This is a genomic window from Pseudomonas bharatica CSV86 (genome assembly GCF_000319305.2).
Lineage (GTDB): Bacteria > Pseudomonadota > Gammaproteobacteria > Pseudomonadales > Pseudomonadaceae > Aquipseudomonas > Aquipseudomonas bharatica.
On record NZ_AMWJ02000002.1, the window covers coordinates 62,254 to 81,952 of the forward strand.

The following is a 19,699-nucleotide window of genomic DNA, read 5'->3' on the forward strand; positions in this document are numbered from 1 at the left end:
GAACCTATTCAATCCTTGTCGACTAGCGCACGCACCTGACAGAAATACCAGGTGCGCGCGTATCAGTGCTCCACGCTGGCGCGCTTGAGCAACTGCTTGCAACGCTCCGACAGATGCACCACCCGCAGGTGCTTCCCCGCCTTCTCATACCGCTCGCGCAAGGTCTTCAACGCCGCGATGGCCGAGTAATCGACGAAGCTCAGGTGCCGGCAGTCCAGCGTTACCTGCGCCGGATCATTGGCTGGGTCGAACTGGTCGAGAAACGGTGTAGACGAGGCGAAGAACAACGTTCCATGCACCCGGTACAGCCGGCTGCCGTCCGCTTCGTCATGGATGTCGGCATACAGCTCGCGGGCGTGCTGCCAGGCGAAGTTGATCGCGGCGATGACGATGCCGAACAGCACCGCCGTGGCCAGGTCGGTGAACACCGTGACCACGGTCACCGCGACGATGGCCAGCACATCGCTGGCCGGCACCTTGCGCAATACCCGCAGCGAGGCCCAGGCGAAGGTCTGCTGGGCGACCACGAACATCACCCCGACCAGCGCCGCCAGCGGGATCTCCTCGATCAGCGGCGAGAGGAACAACACGAACAACAGGATCATCACCCCCGCCACGACTCCGGACAGGCGTCCGCGCCCGTTGGAGCCGAGGTTGATGACGGTCTGCCCGATCATCGCGCAACCGCCCATGCCGCCACACAGCCCTGAAACCATGTTGGCCGCGCCAAGGGCCACGCATTCGCGGTCGGGGTGGCCGCGGCTCTCGGTGATTTCGTCGGTGAGGTTGAGGGTCAGCAGGGTTTCCAGGAGGCCGACCAGGGCCATCAGCACCGCGTAGGGGGCGATGATGCGCAGGGTTTCCAGGTTCCACGGTACTTGTGGCAAGGCCAGGGACGGCAGGCCGCCGGCGATATGGGCCATGTCGCCAAGGGTACGGGTTGGCAGATCGAGCAGCCAGACCAGCATGCCGACACCGAGGATCGCCACCAGCGCGGGCGGCACTGCGCGGGTCAGTTTCGGCAGGGTATGGACCACCAGCATGGTCAGGCCCACCAAGCCAAGCATCAGCCACAACGCCGGGCCTTGCAGCCAGTGCTCGCCATCCTTGAAATGTTCCAGCTGGGCCATGGCGATCACGATGGCCAGGCCGTTGACGAAGCCGAGCATCACCGGATACGGCACCAGGCGCACCAGCTTGCCCAGGCGCAGCAGGCCGAACAGCATCATCAGCAGCCCGCCCAGCAGCACCGTGGCCAGCAGGTACTGCACGCCCTGCTGCACCACCAGGGCGACGATCACCACGGCCATGGAGCCGGCCGCGCCGGAAATCATTCCCGGGCGGCCGCCGAACAAGGCCGTCAGGGTGCAGATGATGAAGGCGCCGTACAGGCCCATCAGCGGATTGAGGTGCGCGACCAGGGCGAAGGCGATGCACTCCGGCACCAAGGCGAACGACGTGGTCAGACCGGCGAGGACATCGCTGCGCACGCGCAGGGCCCGGTTTCGGGTGTGGGTATGGGACATCGGGGAATTCCGTGAGGGCAAGCCAGGCGGGGAAAAATCGTTAGCAAGCTTACCGGATTCGCCATGGCCGACACAAAACCCTGTGGGGCTTGCCAGCGATAGGGGCCTGACCTGACAGCATCATTGCTCATGCCGGCCTCATCGCCGGCAACGCCGGCTCCCACAGGGCCCTGAGTCAGCCGCACGATTTGGATGTGGCACTGAACTTGTGGGAGCTGGCTTGCCAGCGATAGGGCCCGACCTGGCAGCATCTTTGTCAGTGCCGGCCTCATCGCTGGCAAGCCAGCTCCCACAGGGTCAGTGCTGAACACAAATCCTGTGGTTGACTCAGGATCCTGGGGGAGCCGGCGTTGCCGGCGATGAGGCCGGCATAGGCAATGATGGTGTCCGGACGGACCAATCGCTGGCAAGCCAGCAGGGTTCTCCGGTGCTCCGGCTATTTCCTTATAACCACTATGGCTATTGACCACCCGCTCGCCCCCGCCCCATGCTCCGCCTCTCCAACCCTTTCAAGGAACGACTGCATGAAGCTGGAAACCCTGGCCATCCACGCGGGCTTCAGCCCGGACCCGACCACCAGGGCGGTGGCCGTGCCGATCTACCAGACCACCTCCTTCGCCTTCGACGATACCCAGCATGGCGCCGACCTGTTCGACCTGAAGGTTGCCGGCAATATCTATTCGCGGATCATGAACCCCACAAACGATGTGCTGGAACAACGCATGGCCGCGCTCGAGGGCGGGGTCGGGGCGCTGGCGGTGGCCTCGGGCATGGCGGCGATCACCTATGCGATCCAGACCATCGCCGAAGTCGGCGACAATATCGTTTCCGTGGCCAAGCTGTATGGCGGTACCTATAACCTGCTGGCCCATACCCTGCCACGTATCGGCATCCAGACCCGCTTCGCCCCGCACGACGATATCGCCGCCCTCGAAGCGCTGATCGACGAGCGCACCAAGGCGGTGTTCTGCGAGACCATCGGCAACCCGGCGGGCAATATCGTCGACCTGCAGGCCCTGGCCGACGCCGCGCACCGCCATGGCGTGCCGCTGATCGTCGACAACACCGTGGCCACGCCGATCCTCTGCCGGCCGTTCGAACACGGCGCCGATATCGTCGTGCATTCGCTGACCAAATACATCGGCGGCCATGGCACCAGCATCGGCGGCATCGTCATCGACTCGGGCACGTTCCCCTGGGCCGAGAACAAGGAACGCTTCGCCCTGCTCAACACCCCCGATCCGTCCTACCACGGCGTGACCTACACCGAGGCCTTCGGCCCAGCGGCGTTCATCGGCCGTTGCCGGGTGGTGCCGCTGCGCAACACCGGCGCGGCGCTGTCGCCGTTCAACGCCTTCCTGATCCTGCAAGGCCTGGAAACCCTGGCGCTGCGCATGGAACGGCATACCGAAAATGCCCTCAAGGTCGCCCGCTACCTGCAAACCCACGAGCAGGTGGCCTGGGTCAAATACGCCGGCCTGCCGGATCACCCCGAGCACGAACTGGCCCGGCGCTACACCCAGGGCAAGCCGGCGTCGATCCTCTCGTTCGGCATCAAGGGCGGCCAGCAAGCCGGGGCGCGGTTCATCGATGCCCTGAAGCTGGTGGTACGCCTGGTCAACATCGGCGACGCCAAGTCCCTGGCCTGCCACCCCGCCTCCACCACCCACCGCCAGCTCAACGACGAAGAGCTGGAGAAAGCCGGAGTGCCACGCGACATGGTGCGCCTGTCGATCGGCATCGAGCACAGCGATGACATCATCGCCGACCTCGAACAGGCCCTCGCCGCCAGCCGCGGATAACCGCCGCAACCGCCAGCCTCGCCCGACCCGATAACGATGGAGGGCGCGGGCTTGAGCGGTCCCTTTCAAATTGCCTTGCGCACATACCTTAGACGCCCGGGAAACCCCCGGATTCATTGGGGTTCACCGTTTCAGCCAATGCCGACAACATTTTCCGTAATGGCAGATTGGCATTAACGAAAACCTCGTCGATACTGGCTCCCGCACGGAATTCCTTGCCCACAACAACATAGGGATATTTGCGATGAGCCAGACCCAGCCATTGGATGTCGCCATCATCGGCGGCGGCGTATCAGGGACCTACAGCGCTTGGCGCCTGCAAGAAGCACAGGGCGATCATCAACGCATACAGTTGTTCGAATACAGCGACCGCATCGGCGGGCGTCTCTTCAGTATCAACCTGCCCGGCCTGCCCAACGTCGTCGCTGAAGTCGGCGGCATGCGCTGGATGCCGGCCACCGACGACAATACCGGCGGCCACGTGATGGTCGACAAGCTGGTCGGCGAGCTCAAGCTGGAGAGCAAGAACTTCCCCATGGGCAGCAACCTGCCGGAAAAGGATCCGGTCGGTGCCAAGGACAACCTGTTCTATCTGCGCGGCGAACGCTTCCGCCTGCGTGACTTCACCGAAGCCCCGGACAAGATCCCCTACAAACTGGCGTGGTCCGAACGCGGTTTCGGCCCCGAGGACCTGCAGGTCAAGGTGATGAACAACATCTACCCAGGCTTCGACAAGCTCAGCCTGGCCGAGCAGATGCAAGTCAAGGTGTTCGGCAAGGAGATCTGGCGCTATGGCTTCTGGGACCTGCTCTACCGCGTGCTGAGCAACGAGGGCTACCAGTTCATGAAGGACGCCGGCGGCTACGAGGCCAACGTGGCCAACGCCAGCGCGGTAACCCAGTTGCCCGCCACCGAATACAGCGACAAGACCATCTTCCTGACCCTCAAGAAAGGCTTCCAGGCCTTGCCCCTGACCCTGGCCCAACGCTTCGCCGAGGTGCCGGGCGGGTTGGTCCCGGGCGAGCAGCGCATCCGCATGAACCGCCGCCTGGCCTCGGTGCAGTTCAGCGACGACACCGAGTACCCCTACCGCCTGCACTTCCAGGCCACCCGCACCATCGACGGCAAGACCAGCGACGTGCCTGGTGCCGAGGAAATCGTCCACGCCCGCCAGGTGATCCTGGCCTTGCCGCGTCGCTCCCTGGAACTGATCCAGTCACCACTGTTCGACGACCCGTGGTTGAAGGAAAACATCGACTCGGTACTGGTGCAGTCGGCCTTCAAGCTGTTCCTCGCCTACGAGCAACCCTGGTGGCGCAGCCAGGGCCTGGTGGCCGGGCGCTCGGTCACCGACCTGCCGATCCGCCAGTGCTACTACATGGGCACCGAGTGCGAGCAGGACGGCGGCGAGAAAACCCTCAACTCGCTGCTGATGGCCTCCTACAACGACATCGGCACCGTGCCGTTCTGGAAGGGCCTGGAGGACGGCGCGCCGTTCGAGGGCTACCAGCCGAAAAGCCTGCTGGGCCGCGTCGATGCCAATGAAGTGGTGCCGAAGATGCAATACCAGATCAGCGAAGAGATGGTGCGCATCGCCCAACGCCAGGTCACCTCGCTGCACGACCAGATCGAACTGCCGGCGCCCTATTCGGCGGTCTACCACGCTTGGGATGCAGACCCGTTCGGCGGCGGCTGGCACGAATGGAAGGCCAACTACCGCCTCGACCTGATCATCCAGCGCATGCGCCATCCGGTGCAGGAGCAGGAGGTGTACATCGTCGGTGAAGCCTATTCCTACGGCCAGGGTTGGGTCGAAGGTGCACTGACTACCGCCGAATCCACCCTGCAGGACTTCTTCGGCCTGCCCCGTCCGGCCTGGCTGCCCGAGGCCTACCAGTTGCTGCCCGCCCCGGCGCCGGTCGATATCGACAATCCGCCGGCCCTGGCCTGCACCGACTGCAAGAAGACCCTGACCGAAGTTACCGAATTCGCCTACACGGGGATCAAAGCATGAGCAGCGCACCTTTCACCGTTGCCGACTACCTGCTGACCCGTCTGAAGGAACTGGGCCTGACCAAGGTCTTCCAGGTGCCCGGGGACTACGTGTCCAACTTCATGAACGCCCTGGAAGCCTTCGACGGCATCGACGCGGTGGGCGAAGTCTATGAAATGGGCGCCGCCTACGCCGCCGACGGCTATGCCCGGGTGCACGGCATCGGCGCCGTCTCCCTGCAATATGGCGTGGGCACCTTCAGCGCGGTCAACGCCATCGCCGGTTCCTTCGTCGAGCGCGCCTCGGTGGTGGTGATTTCCGCCAGCCCGTCCACCCAGAACCGCGAGCGGGCACGCCAGCAGCATGTGCTGTTCCACCATTCGACCGGCAACTTCGAGGCCGATCGCAATGTGCTGGAGCAGGTTACCGTGGCCTGCGAGATCATCTCCGACGCGCGCCAGGCGCCCTGGCAGATCGATAGCGCGCTGATCGCCGCCATCACCCATCGCCAGCCGGTGTACCTGGAGGCGTGGAAGGACGTCTGGGGCCTGGAATGTTCGCAGCCGCAAGGCACCCTGAGCCCTGCGCCACGGCCCTCCAACCCGGACGCGCTCAAGCTGCTGGTGGACAACAGCGTCAAGCGCCTGGCCGAAGCGAAGAAACCGCTGGTGCTGCTGGGCGTGGAAGTCATGCGCTATGGCCTGCAGGACGCCGTGCAACGGCTGATCGATGGCTGCCAGTTGCCGTTCAGCACCACCCTCGACGCCAAGACCGTTCTCGACGAAAGCCAGGCGCCGTTCATCGGCACCTATGCCGGCCCGGCCTCGCGCCTGGAAACCTCGCCCCAGGTGCTGGATGCCGACTGCATCCTGGCCATCGGAGTGATTTTCACCGACGACTACCTGGACCTGCTGGGCAAGCGCTTCGAGCAGATCATCCAGGTCAACTGCGACCTGGCCCGCACCGGCGCCGAGTATTACCCCAACGTGCGCCTGCCGGATTACGTCGACAGCCTGCTCAAGGCCTTCGACCTGGACCCGCGTTTCCCGCGCAAGGATGTATTCCTGCCCCGCCATCCGGCCCTGCTCGCCGCCGGCGGCCCCGGCGACGCGCTCGGCTACCAGAGCTTCTTCGCCAGCCTGGTGGAATTCGCCAGGGAGCATCGGCTGTGGGACAGCAGCACGCTGATCCTCGGTGAAAGCTCGTCGCTGTATGTGGCCAGCAATATCCAGGACATGCCGCGCAACGGCTTCCTCTCCGATGCCATCTGGGGCTCGCTCGGCCACGAAACCGGCTGCGCCTTGGGCGTGGCGCTGGGCAGCGGGCGGCGGCCGGTCGTGGTCGCCGGCGACGGCGGCTTCATGATGGTCAGCCAGTCCCTGGCGGCGCTGGCGCGCAACAAGGTCAACGCCATCGTCTTCGTCATGAGCAACCAGGTGTATGCCATCGAGCAGGCGTTCGTCGATATCAAGGCGTTCGACGCGGATGGCCAGTTCGCCCCGTTCGACACCCTGCCGAGCCTCGACTACCGGGCCCTGGCCCAGGGCTACGGCGCGCTTGGCTATCAGGTGACGACGGTCGGCGAGTTGCAGGCGCTGCTGCCGAAACTGCTGGCGATAGGCGACCGGCCGGCGCTGGTGGAAGTGAAGATCCCCGAGAAAGACCTGGCGGCACAGATCAAGCGTCTGGCCGAAGACTGACAAGGACACAGGAACCCGTTCATGGAAAGAATCACCAGCGTGCGCACGGCGGTAGCCTGCGCACTGCTGGCCTCGTTGCCGCTCAACGCCATCGCTCACGGTGGACACGGCGACGCAGGCCCGCAAGGCAAGACCTTCACCAAACTGCCCGACAACACCCCGCTGCAACAGGCGCTGGAGCTGTGCGTCAGCTCGAAGGACACCCGCCAGGACCATCTGCTCTCCGGCCTGGGCGGAACGCGCTACGACCTGGTGTCAGTGGGCGACAACGAGAAGATCCAGGCCTTCTACAGCCAGGGCATGGCCCTGCAATACGGCTTCAACTTCAGCGAGGCGATCCGCGCCTTCTACCAGGCTTACGTACTCGACGAGAAGTCGGCGATGCCGCTCTGGGGCATCGCCCTGTCGGCCAGCTCGAACATCAATACCGACGCCACCGAGGGCTGCGATCAACTGGCGTACCTGGCGGTGAACCTGGCGCAACAGCATGCCGATCGGCGCGTGCAAAGCATTCCTGCCGGATTCACCGAGGCGCAGGTCAAGCGCGAAGCACGCTATGCCAAGGCGTTCCTCAGCCAGTACGACGTCAAGGGTGACCAGGTCACCCTGTCGGCGGACGGCAAGAAACGCTACGTGGCCGAGATGAAAGGGCTCTCCAACGACTACTTCGACGACCTCGACGCCGCCGCCCTGTACGCCGATGCCCTGCTCAACATCGACCCGTGGAAATGGTGGAAAGGCAGCGAAGCCACGTCCGATGCGGTCAAGCCCACGGATGAAGCCGCCGACGCCCTTGAGGTGCTCAACCGCGTGCTGGTGCAGGACCAGAACCACTCCGGCGCAAACCACTTCTTCATCCACGCCATCGAGGAATCGCCATTCCCCGACAGCGGCATGCCCATGGCCGAGCGCTTCCGCACCCTCAACCCGGCGGTGGGCCACCTTATCCACATGGCCTCGCACATCTACCAGCGCACCGGCAACAACGCGCTGTCCAGTGCCACCAACTACGCGGCGATCTCGGTGGACCGCGCCTATGGGCGCGAAATCCAGCCGGAGAGCCCGTACCTGCTGCACTACCTGGGGCACAACATCCACTTCCTGACCTGGACCCTGTCCATCGAAGGGCGCAGGAACGAAGCGCTGAACATGGCCAGCGAACTGGTGGACAACACCACCGAAAACGCTTCGGTGAAGTTCCTCTGCGAGAAGTATCCAACCGAACTCAAGACCAAGTCCGACTACTTCTATGCCGTGCCCTACTACTACGCCGTGCGCTTCCAGGCGTGGGACAAGCTCGATGGCTTCGACCAGCAGGTCAAGGACGGGCTGGCGAAAATCAATGCCACCTGCAAGGCCAGCACAGGGGGCTGGGAGACGCTGACCATGCCCTACACGCGGATCATGCAGCGCTACGCCCGGGCCTACCAGGCCCTGGACGGCACGCAAGACAGCGGCAAGGCGGTGCAGGCGCTGAACGGTTTCTGGACCACCACCCGCGACGTGCTCAAGGAAACCGAAAAGACCGGGCTCAACTACGGCAACAACAAGGCCGTGGACCTGCTGCGCCTGGCCAACCTGATCCTGTTCAACAAGGCGCAGGCGGCGACCGGCAACACGCTGTCGTTGGCTGACGTGCAGAAAACCAGTGCCGGCGCCGTCGGCGACCTTGCCAAGGTCCTGGCCGATGACCTCGCGCAACTGAAGGGCGACAACAACGCACAGATCCTCGCGGCATGGCGCAAGGCCGTCGAAGTACAGGACGGGCTCTGGTACAACGAACCGCCGGACTGGTACTACACGGTGCGCGAGTCGCTCGGCTATGCGTACCTGGCCCAGGGCAAGGCGCTGGATGCGGAGCGGGTGTTTACCGAGGACCTGAGCGAAAACCGCTTGAGCGGTAGATCGTTGAACGGGTTGAAGCTGAGCCTGGAGGCGCAGAAGAAACCGGTGAGTGCGGAGCTGGAGCAGAAGCTGGCGACTGCGTGGCGCAATGCGACGGTGAGTGCGAGGCCTTAGAAGCTAACTCGGGGAGCCGCCTGGCGGCCCCCCGATCAGCAATTTGACAAGAGAACCGCCTGTACTAACTTTTCAAGTATCTGCCAGGGTGTCGTAAGCATTCCTGGCGGTATTCACAGCGTTATTTCCGACTTCAACCAAACCCTACGCGGTTTGAAGTTTGTTTGTAGACGCGTATTTCCCACTCACCGGGGCGCCATTCCCGGTGTATAGGAGATCAACTATGAACAAACGGTTCGTTACCTCACTTTTCATTGCCTTGGGCACCTGCTTCGCCCTTCATACCCCGTCAACCTACGCAGGCGTATCCGTTGGAGGCGCATGTACCAAGGGATCGGTCTGTGCTGCTGGCCTGGTATGCAGCAACGCTACCTGTCAATACCCAGGCGACAAAATCGACGACGACCTTCAGCGGTGCAAGGATAAACTGATCACCAATGGCATGAGCTCTGGCACAAAAGCCTCCTACCATAACAATTTCTGCTATGACAGCGTAGCCTGCCCCGAAGTCAGCAACACATTGCAGCAGCTACAGTACGAAGTTGTGGTGGAGCCTCGTGGGAACATTAGCTACGAAGAATGGCTTAAACAGAGAGACGCCCTTGCTGCTAAATCAGCTGCGGCCAAAAGCGAAAGGGACGCGACTGTGATCAAGGCCGCCAGCCAGGAGTGCAACCAGTGCACGTCGGGAGGCAAAGCCAGATGCTTTTATCCGGTTCTGTATTAGTCGAAAAGCCGTGGCTGACGACAAAGCTGTATATCCATACAGATAATCCTTGCTACCCGTTCATTTCCTGCGCATCCTAGGGAACCTCGTTCCCCAGGATGCCTCCCTTCCCCATGCGCCTGTTTCTCTGCGAAAAGCCCTCCCAGGCCAAGGATATCGCCAAAGTCCTCGGTGCCAGCCGGCGCGGGGATGGCTGCTGGGTGGGCAGCGGGGTGACGGTGACCTGGTGCATCGGTCACCTGCTGGAAACCGCGCCGCCCGACGCCTACGACGCGCGCTACAAGCGCTGGGTGCTGGCCGACCTGCCGATCGTGCCGGAGAAGTGGAAGATGCAGGTCAAGCCCAAGACCGCCAGCCAGTACAAGGCCGTCAAGCGCCTGCTGGGCGAAGCCGCCGAGCTGGTGATCGCCACCGACGCCGACCGCGAAGGCGAGATGATCGCCCGCGAGCTGGTGGAACATTGCCGTTACCGCGGGCCGATCCGCCGCCTGTGGCTGTCGGCGCTGGACGATGCCTCGATCCGCAAGGCCCTGGCTGCGCTCAAGCCCGGTGCCGAAACCTTCAGCCTGTACCATTCGGCCCTGGGCCGCTCCCGCGCCGACTGGCTGATCGGCATGAACATGAGCCGCCTGTTCACCCTGCTCGGCCGCCAGTCCGGCTACCAGGGCGTGCTGCCGGTGGGCCGGGTGCAGACCCCGACCCTGCGACTGGTGGTGGACCGCGACCGCAGCATCGCCGATTTCGTCCCGGTGCCGTTCTGGGCCATCGATGTGCAACTGGACAGCGCTGGCACACTGTTCACCGCGCAATGGCGCGCGCCGGACGATGTGTGTGACGACCAGGGCCGCTGCCTGAAGCACGAACTGGCGCAACAGGCCGCCGCAGCGATGCAGGCGGCGGGCACGGCGCAGGTTATCGAGGTGAAGACCGAGCGGGTCCGCGAGGCGGCTCCCCTGCCCTTCGACCTCGGTACCCTGCAGGAGGTCTGCTCGAAGAAGCTGGGGCTCGGCGCCCAGGAGACCCTCGACATCGCCCAATCGCTGTACGAAACCCATAAGGTCATCACCTACCCGCGCAGTGATTGTGGCTACCTGCCACTGAGCCAGCACAGCGAGGCGCCGGCGATTCTCGCCGCGCTCGGTCGGGCCGACCCATCACTGGCGCCCTTGCAGCCGCACCTTCAGGCCCAGCGCCGCTCGCGGGCGTGGAACGACGCCAAGGTCAGCGCCCACCACGGCATCATCCCCACCGCGGCGGCGCTCGACCCCAACCGCCTGCCGGGCAAGGCCAAGGCGGTCTACACCCTGATCCGCGCGCGCTACCTGGCGCAATTCCTGCCCAACCACGAATACGACCGCACCCAGGCGGATTTCGACTGTGCCGGCCAGGCGTTGCGGGCCGTGGGCAAGCAGATCGTCGAGCCGGGCTGGCGGCGGGCCTTGCCGGAAGCACTGACGCCGCCAAAGGGCCGGGAGGCGCCAGCAGCGCAAGTGCTGCCGGCGTTAAGCAAGGGCCAATGGTGCGAGGTGCGCGATCTGCAACTGAAAGACCTCTGGACCCAGCCGCCCAAGCCCTTCACCGAAGGCGACCTGATCAAGGCGATGAAGAACGTCGCCAAGCTGGTGGAAGACCCGCGCCTCAAGCAGAAGCTCAAGGAAACCACGGGCATCGGCACCGAGGCGACCCGGGCCGGGATCATCCAGGGCCTGCTCGATCGTGGTTACCTGGTGAAGAACGGCAAGGCCCTGAACGCCACGCCGGCGGCCTTCAGCCTGATCGACGCGGTGCCGCGGGCAATTGCCGACCCGGGTACCACGGCGATCTGGGAGCAGGCGCTGGATATGGTGCAAAGCGGGGAAATGAGCCTGGAGACCTTCGTCGCGAAACAGTCGGCGTGGATGAGCAAGCAGGTGGAGCGCTGTGCAGGGATGCAGTTGCGGATTTCCGGGCCGGCAACTCCGGCCGGGCGGGGTGGATCGCCTTGGAAGAAGAAGCGCAAGGCGGGTACTGCGGCGAAGGATGGGGTGAAGCGGGTGCGCAAGCCGAGGGTGAAGAAGGCTGGGAGTTGATGGGGTGTTGCTTATGGCCTCATCGCTGGCAAGCCAGCTCCCACAGGTCCGGTGTAAGCCATACCTGTGGGAGCTGGCTTGCCAGCGATAGGGCCATCAGCAACACCATCAAGCCAAAGCCTTACTCCTTGACCGCCTGCAAGGTGTAGCTCAACGGCAACCGCCAGGGCTGCTTGTCCAGCTGCCATTCCCCATTGTCCCGCCGGCTCATCTGCCCCGGCAGCGCTTCCCAGGGAATGCTGTCGTGCTCCACGAGCCCGGTGACCCGCAGCCCTTGGCTGATCAAGGCACTCACCACCTCGCCCAGCCCGTGGTTCCATTCATGGGTTTCGGTATTGACCAGGCTGACGTCGGTGCTGACGTAGGTCTGGTCACTGATCCATACCGTCGGCTCGGGCCGTTCGAAGTATGGGTATTCCACCACCAGCCGGTCCTGATGATCCTCGTTCAGGGCCAGCAGCATCGGATGGCCCTCGCGCAGGAACAGTCGCCCGCCCGGCTTGAGCAGGGTCGCCACGGTCCCGGCCCAGCGCTGGATGTCCGGCAGCCAGCACAGGGCGCCGATGCCGGTATAGAGCAGGTCGAACGAGGCAGCCGGCAGCACCGAGCAGGCCGCGTAGACCTCGGCTTCGACGTACTCGATGTGCGTGGCGCAACGCCCGGCCAGGGCCCGCGCCTGTTCCAGCGAACGCGCGGAAAAATCCAGCCCGGTCATTTGCGCGCCAAGGCGGGCCAGGGACAGGGTGTCGGTACCGATATGGCATTGCAGATGCAGGCCACGCAGGCCGGCGATATCCCCCAGCAGCGGCAAATCGAAGCGCACCACTTCCGAGAGGTGCGCGGGGTCGGCGACGAATGCCGCCACCTCGTAGTCGCCCGACGCCGCGTGCAACGGCGCGCGCTCGTCCCAGCTGGCTTTGTTGAGGGCAAGTGAATCGGCCATGGTCAGCTCCTTTGGTCCAGGTCCGTGCGCCAAGATAGTGCGCTCGTTCGACAGTGGCAATGTGCTGGATGCCGCAGTGCGGTATAACGTCGGCTTCATCATCAAGGAGGAACGGCATGAAACTGGGTTACACCATCGCTTATGTCGCCGATGTAGCGGCGTCGTTGCGCTTTTTCCAGCAGGCCTTCGGTTTGCAGCAACGCTTCCTGCATGAGTCGGGGATTATGGCGAGCTGGAAACCGGCGCAACCACCCTCGCCTTCGCTTCGCTGGAACTGGGTGAGATGAATTTCGAGGGTGGCGTGCTGGCGGCGAGTGAAAGCCAGCGGCCACTGGGGATGGAGATCGGATTGGTGACCGAGGATGTACCGGCGGCCCATGCCCGGGCGGTGGCGGCCGGGGCGGTGGCGGCCGGGGCGGTGGAGCTGAAGGCGCCGCAGGTGAAACCCTGGGGGCAGACGGTGTCGTGGGTCAGGTGTCCGGCGGGGATTCTGGTCGAGTTGTGCACTGCCGTGGGTTGACGTGTTGGTCTTGAGGGCCTCATCGCTGGCAAGCCAGCTCCCACAGGGTCTGCGGCGCTTGCGATGAGGCCCTCAAGGACCACTACATCGAATAAGCCAGGCTCAGGCTCAGGTTGCGCGGCTCGCCCGGCATGTTCCACGCCAGGTTGTACCCGCGCTCGTAGTACTTGCGGTCGAACAGGTTGTTCAGGTTCAGCCCGAGGGTCAGTTGTTCACTGGCCTTGTAGTGAGCCAGCAGATCGACCGTGCTGTACGACGGCAGCCTGAAGCTGCTTCCCGCCTGCCCCGAGCGGTCGCCGACATAGTTCGCCGAGGCGCCGAAGTCGGAGCCGCGCAACGCCCCGTCCTGGAACTCGTATACCGCCATCACGCTGCCACTGTGCCGCGGAATGCCCAGCAGATCGCTGCCCTTGGGCAGGCTTGCATCGCCCTTGGTCACTTCGGCGTCGATATAGGCATAGGCGCCGATCACCCGCACTGCATCCGTCACCTGCCCGCTGAACTGCAGGTCCACACCCTGGCTACGCGCCTTGCCCGCCGCGATGCTGTCGCCGAAGGCATCGGTGGTGATGACGTTTTCCTTGTCGATGTGGAACAGTGCCAGGGTCGCACCGACGCGGCTGTCGAACAGGTCCAGCTTCAACCCGGTTTCATAGCCGATACCCTTCTCCGGCTTGTACACCTGCCCGCGCGTGCCAATGGCGTTGGGCTTGAACGAGGTGGAGGCATTGGCGAACACGCCTATTTGCGGGGTCACCTGATACAGCAGGCCGACACGTGGCGTGGCGACATCCTTCTCCTGACTGTTGCTGACCCGGGTCGTGCGGTTCAGCGCCGTCTGCTCGACCCGCTCCAGGCGCACCCCGACCAACCCGCGCAGGCGGTCGGTAAAGGCGATCTGGTCTTGCAGGTTCAACGCATAGCTTTCGGTGTGCTCGAAGAAGTCATTGGCATTCACCAAAGGTGGCTTGGCCTGGCCGTACACCGGGTTGTAGATGTCGAGCCCGTAGCCGAAGCCGGTCACGCTTTGCGGATACTTCTGGCTGTTGCGGTAGTTCTCGTACTCCAGGCCGACGAGACTCTGGTGCTGCCAGCCGAGGAATTCGAACTGCCCGTGCAGCTCGGCCTGGGTGATGTTGTCGTTCCACTCGAAGTTCCGCTCGCGGTAGAAGCGGCTGATGCGATCACCCACCACCCGCGAGGTTTCCGAACTGTTTCCGCGCAGGGTGCCCTGGGTGTAGTGGTTGGCCAGGCGCAGTTTCCAGTTGTCGTCGAGGTAATGCTCCAGCGCCAGGTCCAGGGTCTGGTTGTCATTGCGGATATGACCGTCGTTGGGCTCGCCAAGGAAGGTCGAACGGGAGACCGGGCCCAGTTCGTTGTTCACCGCCGGGATACCCCGGTCGAATACCGATTCGGTGCGGGAGAATTCGCTGTCGAGGGACAACAGCGTGTCTGGGGTCAGTTGCCAGCTCAGGGACGGACTGACGATGGCGCGGCGGCTGTCGACATGGTCGCGGAAGCTGCCGTTGTCCTCCAGCGCCAGGTTCACCCGGGACAGCACCCGCCCCTCCTCGTCCAGCGGCGTGTTGACGTCGAGGCTGCTGCGATAGCGGTCCCAACTGCCGGCGCTGGCCTTGAAGGTGCTGAAGGCCTCGGCCTGGGGCTTCTTGCCGACGATATTCACCAGGCCGCCTGGGTCGCCCCGCCCATAGAGACTGGCGGCGGGCCCCTTGAGCACTTCGATGCGTTCGATGGTGGAGGTATCCGGCGCACTGTAGCTGCCGCGGTTGATGGCGAAGCCGTTCTTGTACAGCTCGCCCGTGGTGAAGCCGCGCACGCTGTAGTTGAGGAAGGTCAGGCCACCGAAGTTGTTCTGCCGGGAGACGCCACCGGCAAAATCGAGGGCGCGGTCGATGCGGGTGGTGTTGAGGTCTTGCAGCACCTGGGCGGGAACCACGCTGATGGCCTGCGGCGTGTCGCGGATATCGGTGTCGGTTTTCGTCGCAGTGGCCGAACGGGTGGCGCGATAACCCTGGACAGGGCCGTCGGCGCGTTCTTCGATCTGGCGTTCGCTGATGGTCAGGGCGTCGAGCAGAACCGGCTCCTGGGCAAGGGCGGGCAGGCCGAACAGGCTGGCGGAAAGGCCGAGGGAAAGTGTGGTGAGCGGGGTGTTCATGGGGGCACCTGAATTGTTGACGTAATAACATAACAATTCAGATACAAAAAGACACCTTCGGGTTTGTGGGGGATTGGATTTTCTTGCAAGGCTCAAGGGCCTCATCGCTGGCAAGCCAGCTCCCACAATGTCCGCGGCACAGATCACTGTGGGAGCTGGCTTGCCAGCGATGAGGCCATCAGATTCACCCGCGAATCACAGCCTTGAGCACCGTCTTGAAATTCTCGATCTGCTCTTCACTGAACTGCCCGAACACCTTGTCCTGCTGTTCCTTGGCAATGCTCCACAGCGCCTCGGTCTGCTCCACGCCATTGGAGGTCAGGCGCACATTGCCGCCCTCCTCGCTACCACTCACCAGCCCCTTGCGGGTCAGGTTGGCCACCGCCTCGTCGATCTCCCGCGCCGGCATCGCCACTTCGCGTTGCAGGTCGGCCAGGCTCAGGCCGGCATCGTTCTCCAGCACCATGAGCATCCGCGCTTCGCTGGTACGCAGGCCGCTGGAAAGCTGGCGCGGCTGGTACCCGGCCTGATAGGCGCGCAGCGCCTGGGTCATCAGGTAGTACAGGTTATGGCTCAAGCGCCCCTGGAAGTGGCTACTCGGCGGCTGCCCTTCCTCGCGACGGGTCATTCGCGTATGCGGCAGCACCATCGAGTAAGCACCCTGGTGGTACAGCAACGGTGAACGCCCGCAGTCCTCGAAGGCCACGACCTTGCCGATCATGATCCAGTGATCGCCACCGTCGACCATCTGGTACTTCTCGCACTGGAAGTTGGCCGAGCAGTCCATGAGGATCGGCGCCCCGCCGGCCCCCGGCTGGTGCGCGATCCCGGCAAAACGGTCATCACGCGGCTTGGCGAAGTTGTTGGACAGGTCGATCTGGTCCGCCGCGAGGATGTTCACCGCGAAATGGCTGGCCGCATCGAAGGTCGCCAGGCTGCTGGAGCGCTTGTCCAGGCTCCAGAGGATCAGCGGCGGATCGAGGGACACCGAGTTGAAGCTGTTGGCGGTAACGCCCACCTTGTTGCCCCGGCCATCGTCGGCGGTGACTACAGTAACGCCAGTGGCGAAGTTGCCCAAGGCGCGGCGGAAGGCGCGGCTGTCGAAGGCCGCGGCAGTTTCTGCAGACATGCAAGACTCCCCGGCTGCCGCACAGGGCAGCCGTGATTGTTGTTATGCGAGAGAGAAAAATCCGGACTCAGACCATGCTCGGGTCAGGTTCCAGGCCCATCAGTTCACGACCGAGGATCTGCGCGCAGACATCGTAGTCGGTGTAGGCATGGGCGCCGGTCATGTGCGAGTCGCGCCACAGGCGCTGCAGCTCGTTGCTTTCGAACCAGGCGGTACCGCCGGCGGCCTCGTACAGGCGATCCACGGCCTGGATGCACATTTTCACCGCGTAGGCCTGGTTGGTACGCCAGAAGGCCAGGGTCTCGCGGCTCGGGTATTCCTTGCGCGCGCCATGCTCGGCGTGATCCTGCCAGGTCTTCTCCAGGAAGGCGCGGGCAGCGGCGACCTGGTGGGTCGACTCGGCCAGGCGCATCAACGCAGGCGTCGCGGCACCGACGCTGGCGCCGGTGTAGGCACGTACGCGGTTTTTGGTCTTCTCGCGGAATACCTCGAGCATGCGCTCGGCGATACCCAGGCTGACGGTGGCGAAACCGACGGCGAAGTACGGGCGGTACGGGGTGTAGAAGATCTTGCTGTCCGGGTACAGACCGAAGCCGGCGGACTTGCCTTCCATCATGTCCTTGGCTTTCTGGATACGGTGCTCGGGGACGAAGGCCTTGTCGATGACCAGGGTCTTGGTGCCACTGCCCTTCATGCCGGCGGCGAACCAGTCATCGCGGATCTCGTAGTCGCTGCGCGGCAGCACGGCGAAGCAGTAGTCCTGGGTGCCTTCGGCGTTGGCCCGACGGCAACCGACAATCGCCCATTCGGCATGGTCGCAGCCGCTGCTCCAGCCCATTTCGCCACTGAACAGCAGCCCCCCTCGACCTCCTCGACCCGACCGAACGGCGCAATGCTGCTGGACGCGGTGTGGTCCGGATCCACGCCCCAGATCTCTTCCTGAAGCCTGGCCGGGAACATCGCCAACTGATGGTTATGGGTGCACAGCAGGCTCATGGCCCAGGCGGTGCTGGCGCAGGCGCCGGCCAGCAGGGCGATGCAATCGGTGAACTCGGGCAGGGAGATTTCCATGCCGCCCCAGGCCTTGGGCTGGAAAGCTCGATGCAGGCCGATGCCCTTGAGCAGGGCGATGTTCTCGGCGGGAACCATGCGTTCCTTTTCGGCACGGGAGGCATTGGCGGCGATGGCCGGCAGTAACGACCTGAGGTCTTCGAGCAGCGGGTTTGGCTTTTTCATGGGAGGTCCTGCTTATTATTGGATGTCCGGCCCACCTGCCAGCGGCAGCGGTTGCGGCGGATTCGGAGCCAGTATGGGAGCCGGACAATCCTCTGGAAATGCACCTTCCACAGACAAGATTGTACTTTTCATGGCGCAGCCCTCCTGACTGCCACGCCCGTGGCAGACCCGGTCATGTCGGCGTGGCAGGCACAGTCAAGTCCCACCCCCGAGGCTGCGCTAGGGTGCGGTTTTGCCTCTTTGCACAGGTACATCCGACATGAGCATTTCCCTTCTGCCCTCCGTCCAGGCTTTCCTCCAGCGTGATCACGGCCTGTTCATCGACGGCCGCGCCCAGCCCGCCGCCAGCGGGCGCAAACTGGACGTCATCGATCCGGCCAGCGGCGAAGTCATCAGCCGCGTTGGCGAGGCCAGCACGGCGGATATCGATGCCGCGGTGGCCTCGGCGCGCAAAGGCTTCGCCCAATGGTCGGCAGCGGCGCCCGCAGTACGCGGCGCAGTGCTGCTGAAACTGGCCGACCTGCTGGAACGCAACCGCGAGGAACTGGCGCAGATCGAAACCCTGCAATCGGGCAAGCTCATCCAGATCTCGCGCAATTTCGAGGTCGACCAGGCCGCGCACTTCCTGCGCTACTACGCCGGCTGGGCAACCAAGATCAGCGGCGAAACCATCACCCCGTCGCTGCCCTCGTTCAACGGCGAGAAATACACCGCCTTCACCCTGCGCGAGCCGGTCGGCGTGGTGGTAGGCATCGTGCCGTGGAACTTCTCGACCATGATCGCCATCTGGAAACTGGCCTCGGCGCTGGTCACCGGTTGCAGCGTGGTGATCAAGCCCAGCGAGTTCACCCCGCTGACCATCCTGCGCATCGCCGAGCTGGCGATCGAAGCCGGGCTGCCGGCCGGCGCGCTGAATGTGGTCACCGGCGCCGGCGGCGTGGGCAAGGCGCTGATCGAGCATCCGCACACCGACAAGGTTTCCTTCACCGGCTCGGTGCCCACCGGCCTGGCCGTGGGCCAGACGGCCATGGCCGCCAACCTGACCCGCGCAACCCTGGAACTGGGCGGCAAGAACGCCGCCGGCTTCCTGCCGGACGTGGACGTGGAAAAAGCGGTCAATGGCATCATCGAGGCAGGCTTCCTGCACTCCGGGCAGATCTGCGCGGCGGCCGAGCGCTTCTATGTGCACCGCTCGCAGATCCACGCCATCACCCAGCGCCTGTGCGAACGCCTGAGCCAACTGAAGATCGGCTCGCCGCTGGATGAAAGCGCCGAGTTCGGCCCGGTCACCAACAAGCAGCATCAGGCCAAGCTGGGCCAGTTGTTCGCCAAGGCACGGGCGGAAAACTGCAGCATCCTGCATGGCGGCCAGTTGATCGACGGCCCGGGTTGCTACGTCGAGCCGACCGTGATCCTGGCCAACTCGGCCAAGGACAGCCTGATGACCGAGGAAACCTTCGGCCCGGTGGCGACCTTCCTGCCCTATGACACCGAGGAAGAGCTGGTCGAATTGATGAACGACAGCCCCTACGGCCTCAGCGCCAGCCTGTGGACCAACGACCTGGGCAAGGCCATGCGCTTGATCCCGCGGATCCAGGCGGGGACGCTGTGGGTGAACATGCACACCCTGCTCGATCCGGCGGTACCGTTCGGCGGGATCAAGGCGTCGGGTGTGGGCCGGGAATTCGGCGGGGCGTTCATCGAGGATTACACCGAGCTGAAATCGGTGATGATTCGCTACTGACACAACCGAAACAGCAAGGACACTGCTGAACCTGTGGGAGCTGGCTTGCCAGCGATAGGGTCAGGCCTGACAACATCATTGTTCAAGCCGGCCTCATCGCTGGCAAGCCAGCTCC

General features: G+C 64.0%; 11 protein-coding genes and 2 pseudogenes. 8 read left to right on the plus strand and 5 right to left on the minus strand.

Going from position 1 to position 19,699, the window contains the following annotated elements; translation table 11 throughout:
- Positions 1 to 62: 62 nt before the first annotated feature.
- Positions 63 to 1,526, minus strand: a complete 1,464-nt coding sequence (locus CSV86_RS13755) for a SulP family inorganic anion transporter (protein ID WP_009394276.1) — start codon at positions 1,524 to 1,526, stop codon at positions 63 to 65.
- A 524-nt stretch (positions 1,527 to 2,050) separates the two neighbouring features.
- Here CSV86_RS13755 and CSV86_RS13760 point away from each other — a divergent pair.
- The 6 genes from CSV86_RS13760 to CSV86_RS13785 all read left to right on the plus strand — a co-directional run bounded on the left by CSV86_RS13760 (position 2,051) and on the right by CSV86_RS13785 (position 11,836).
- Positions 2,051 to 3,328 (plus strand): bifunctional O-acetylhomoserine aminocarboxypropyltransferase/cysteine synthase, encoded by a 1,278-nt coding sequence (locus tag CSV86_RS13760; RefSeq protein ID WP_009408837.1) that lies wholly within the window; start codon positions 2,051 to 2,053, stop codon positions 3,326 to 3,328.
- Positions 3,329 to 3,572: 244 nt separating this feature from the next.
- Positions 3,573 to 5,342: a flavin monoamine oxidase family protein gene (locus CSV86_RS13765; protein ID WP_009408839.1), complete on the plus strand. Its 1,770-nt coding sequence runs from the start codon at positions 3,573 to 3,575 to the stop codon at positions 5,340 to 5,342.
- Positions 5,339 to 7,021 (plus strand): alpha-keto acid decarboxylase family protein, encoded by a 1,683-nt coding sequence (locus CSV86_RS13770; RefSeq protein WP_009408840.1) that lies wholly within the window; start codon positions 5,339 to 5,341, stop codon positions 7,019 to 7,021. Before CSV86_RS13765 ends, CSV86_RS13770 begins: the two co-directional genes overlap by 4 nt.
- Positions 7,022 to 7,042: 21 nt before the next feature.
- On the plus strand, positions 7,043 to 9,040 hold the full coding sequence (locus CSV86_RS13775; protein ID WP_009408841.1) for a hypothetical protein: 1,998 nt from the start codon (positions 7,043 to 7,045) through the stop codon (positions 9,038 to 9,040).
- Between the two features lie 223 nt (positions 9,041 to 9,263).
- Positions 9,264 to 9,767 carry a hypothetical protein gene (locus tag CSV86_RS13780; RefSeq protein ID WP_009408842.1) on the plus strand — a complete coding sequence of 168 codons (504 nt, stop codon included), beginning with the start codon at positions 9,264 to 9,266 and terminating at the stop codon, positions 9,765 to 9,767.
- Positions 9,768 to 9,880: 113 nt separating this feature from the next.
- Positions 9,881 to 11,836, plus strand: coding sequence for a DNA topoisomerase III (locus tag CSV86_RS13785; protein WP_009408843.1), 1,956 nt, complete (start codon positions 9,881 to 9,883; stop codon positions 11,834 to 11,836).
- A gap of 121 nt (positions 11,837 to 11,957) precedes the next feature.
- On the opposite strand, the gene CSV86_RS13790 is transcribed toward CSV86_RS13785, so the two are convergent.
- Positions 11,958 to 12,779 carry a class I SAM-dependent methyltransferase gene (locus CSV86_RS13790; protein WP_009408844.1) on the minus strand — a complete coding sequence of 274 codons (822 nt, stop codon included), beginning with the start codon at positions 12,777 to 12,779 and terminating at the stop codon, positions 11,958 to 11,960.
- Positions 12,780 to 12,895: 116 nt separating this feature from the next.
- Between CSV86_RS13790 and CSV86_RS13795 the strand changes: the two are divergent.
- Positions 12,896 to 13,299, plus strand: a pseudogene (locus tag CSV86_RS13795) (VOC family protein).
- A gap of 82 nt (positions 13,300 to 13,381) precedes the next feature.
- On the opposite strand, the gene CSV86_RS13800 reads toward CSV86_RS13795, so the two are convergent.
- The 3 genes and pseudogenes from CSV86_RS13800 to CSV86_RS13810 all read right to left on the minus strand — a co-directional run bounded on the left by CSV86_RS13800 (position 13,382) and on the right by CSV86_RS13810 (position 17,840).
- The gene (locus tag CSV86_RS13800) at positions 13,382 to 15,475 is read right to left on the minus strand and encodes a TonB-dependent siderophore receptor (RefSeq protein WP_009408848.1); all 2,094 of its coding nucleotides are present in this window, start codon (positions 15,473 to 15,475) and stop codon (positions 13,382 to 13,384) included.
- Between the two features lie 184 nt (positions 15,476 to 15,659).
- Entirely contained in the window at positions 15,660 to 16,604 is a 945-nt protein-coding gene (locus tag CSV86_RS13805) for a p-hydroxyphenylacetate 3-hydroxylase reductase component (RefSeq protein WP_009408850.1), read from the minus strand.
- A gap of 67 nt (positions 16,605 to 16,671) precedes the next feature.
- Positions 16,672 to 17,840, minus strand: a pseudogene (locus CSV86_RS13810) (p-hydroxyphenylacetate 3-hydroxylase oxygenase component).
- Positions 17,841 to 18,099: 259 nt separating this feature from the next.
- Here CSV86_RS13810 and CSV86_RS13815 point away from each other — a divergent pair.
- Complete coding sequence (locus CSV86_RS13815; protein WP_009408853.1) at positions 18,100 to 19,584, plus strand: aldehyde dehydrogenase family protein; 1,485 nt, start codon at positions 18,100 to 18,102, stop codon at positions 19,582 to 19,584.
- Positions 19,585 to 19,699 lie beyond the last annotated feature (115 nt).

Coding starts and splice junctions, on each gene's coding strand:
- CSV86_RS13755 (WP_009394276.1), bottom strand. CDS start 1,526: ATGTCCCATACCCACACCCGAAACCGGGCCCTGCGCGTGCGCAGCGAT.
- CSV86_RS13760 (WP_009408837.1), top strand. CDS start 2,051: ATGAAGCTGGAAACCCTGGCCATCCACGCGGGCTTCAGCCCGGACCCG.
- CSV86_RS13765 (WP_009408839.1), top strand. CDS start 3,573: ATGAGCCAGACCCAGCCATTGGATGTCGCCATCATCGGCGGCGGCGTA.
- CSV86_RS13770 (WP_009408840.1), top strand. CDS start 5,339: ATGAGCAGCGCACCTTTCACCGTTGCCGACTACCTGCTGACCCGTCTG.
- CSV86_RS13775 (WP_009408841.1), top strand. CDS start 7,043: ATGGAAAGAATCACCAGCGTGCGCACGGCGGTAGCCTGCGCACTGCTG.
- CSV86_RS13780 (WP_009408842.1), top strand. CDS start 9,264: ATGAACAAACGGTTCGTTACCTCACTTTTCATTGCCTTGGGCACCTGC.
- CSV86_RS13785 (WP_009408843.1), top strand. CDS start 9,881: ATGCGCCTGTTTCTCTGCGAAAAGCCCTCCCAGGCCAAGGATATCGCC.
- CSV86_RS13790 (WP_009408844.1), bottom strand. CDS start 12,779: ATGGCCGATTCACTTGCCCTCAACAAAGCCAGCTGGGACGAGCGCGCG.
- CSV86_RS13800 (WP_009408848.1), bottom strand. CDS start 15,475: ATGAACACCCCGCTCACCACACTTTCCCTCGGCCTTTCCGCCAGCCTG.
- CSV86_RS13805 (WP_009408850.1), bottom strand. CDS start 16,604: ATGTCTGCAGAAACTGCCGCGGCCTTCGACAGCCGCGCCTTCCGCCGC.
- CSV86_RS13815 (WP_009408853.1), top strand. CDS start 18,100: ATGAGCATTTCCCTTCTGCCCTCCGTCCAGGCTTTCCTCCAGCGTGAT.